2 protein-coding genes and 1 pseudogene are annotated in these 1484 nt (G+C 76.6%); all 3 read right to left on the minus strand.

The genetic code is table 11. The features are described from left to right. A partial coding sequence (locus ICW40_RS20340) for a hypothetical protein (protein WP_221655790.1) occupies positions 1-252 on the minus strand: 252 nt, incomplete at its 3' end. Positions 253-274: 22 nt separating this feature from the next. Beyond that, the gene (locus ICW40_RS20345) at positions 275-1231 is read right to left on the minus strand and encodes a helix-turn-helix transcriptional regulator (protein WP_221655791.1); all 957 of its coding nucleotides are present in this window, start codon (positions 1229-1231) and stop codon (positions 275-277) included. Continuing rightward, positions 1224-1484 (minus strand): annotated as a pseudogene (locus ICW40_RS20350) (WYL domain-containing protein); the annotation flags it as partial. The gene ICW40_RS20345 and the pseudogene ICW40_RS20350, both read right to left, overlap by 8 nt.

The raw sequence follows: 1484 nt of genomic DNA on the forward strand, positions 1-1484 counted from the left end.
CCGGCGCTCGTCGCCGACGCGGCCCGCGTCCCGGCGGGCGCGCGCGGCGCCGACGTCGTGGAGGTCGACCGGTGCCGGCGTCGTCAGCCCTTCCAGCTGTTCGGCGCGCTCCGCGACCTGGGCCAGGACGTCGGAGGCGCGGCCGAGCTCGACGACGAGGGCCTTGCCCGAGCGGTAGAGCCGGCGGAGCAGGAAGAAGGCGCCCACGAGCGTGCCGACGACGAGGAGCGTCCACACGCTGAACCAGAGCACGCGGCCAGGGTAGCCGGACCGCTCAGGCCTCGTACGCCGCCAGCGCGCGCCGCGCGGCCTCGGCCGTCGCCGTCGCCACCTCGACCGGGTCGACGTCGCGCACCCGTCCGGCGACCCGCAGCAGCAGCTGCTGGAGCCACGCGCTCGACCCGACACGCAGCGTGACCCGCACGTTGCCGTCGGGCAGGTCCTCGGTCGCGTCGACGGGGAGCTGCTCGGCGACCCACCGGGCCGAGCCGGCGAGCTCGAGCACGACCCGCTGGTGCTCCTCGCTCGGCCGGAACGTCGCCTCGGGCAGGCGACGCGGCCTCTCGGCGGACGCGACGTCGAGCACCCACGCGTCGAGGATGCGGTCGAGCCGGAACAGCCGCTCCGCGCCGACGCTGTGGTCCCAGCCCTGCAGGTAGGAGTGCTCGTCGCCGGTCAGCAGCTGCCAGGGGTCGACGTCGCGCTCGCTCGGCTCGTCGGACGCGTTGACGTAGCGCAGGTGCACGCGGCGTCCCTGGGCCAGCGCGGTGCGCACGGCCGCGAGGACCGCCGGCGACGCCTCGACGGAGAGCTGGACGTCGACCGTCCCCGCCGCCTCGCCGGTCGCGGCGGTGAGCGTCGCGAGCGTGCTCGCCAGGACCTCGCGCTGCTCCGGCGCGAGGACCGGCCCTACCGCTTCCTGGAGCGCGCGCAGCGCCGCGACCAGCGCGACCGCCTCCCGGGTGCCCAGCCGCAGCGCGTGGGACATGCCGCGCGACTGCGTCAGACGCAGCACCCCCGACTCGAGCGAGCCGGCGTCGAAGTCGATGAGGTCGTCCGGCCAGTAGCCGGGCGTGCCGGACATCCACAGCGTGTCGACGTCGGCCAGGACCTGGTCCGGAGTGACGCCGAAGTGCTGCGCCACCTCCTCGACGGGCACGCCGGGCGTGCGGTCGAGGTAGGCGACCATGCCGAGGAGCCGGACGAGCCGCTCCGGGGTGCGCTCAACCATCGGTCCCCCGCTCGGTGCCCGCCGGGGCGAGCCGCTCGCCCATCGCGACCGCTGCACGCAGGCGCCGCACCACGGCCTCGCGCAGCGGTGCCGGGCCGAGCACGACGACGGCGTCCGTGTAGCCCGTGACCTCGTCGGCCAGCTCGTCGGTGCGCGAGTACGGGACGACGACGACGTCCGTGCCCGCCGGGGCCGGGAGCAGGTCCGCGGGCGCCTCGGGCAGCGCGGCGCCGGGCGTCGCGGCGTGCTGGGC

Origin of the sequence: Actinotalea ferrariae (assembly GCF_019733465.1) — a bacterium.
In the GTDB taxonomy this organism is placed as follows: Bacteria; Actinomycetota; Actinomycetes; order Actinomycetales; family Cellulomonadaceae; genus Actinotalea; species Actinotalea ferrariae_A.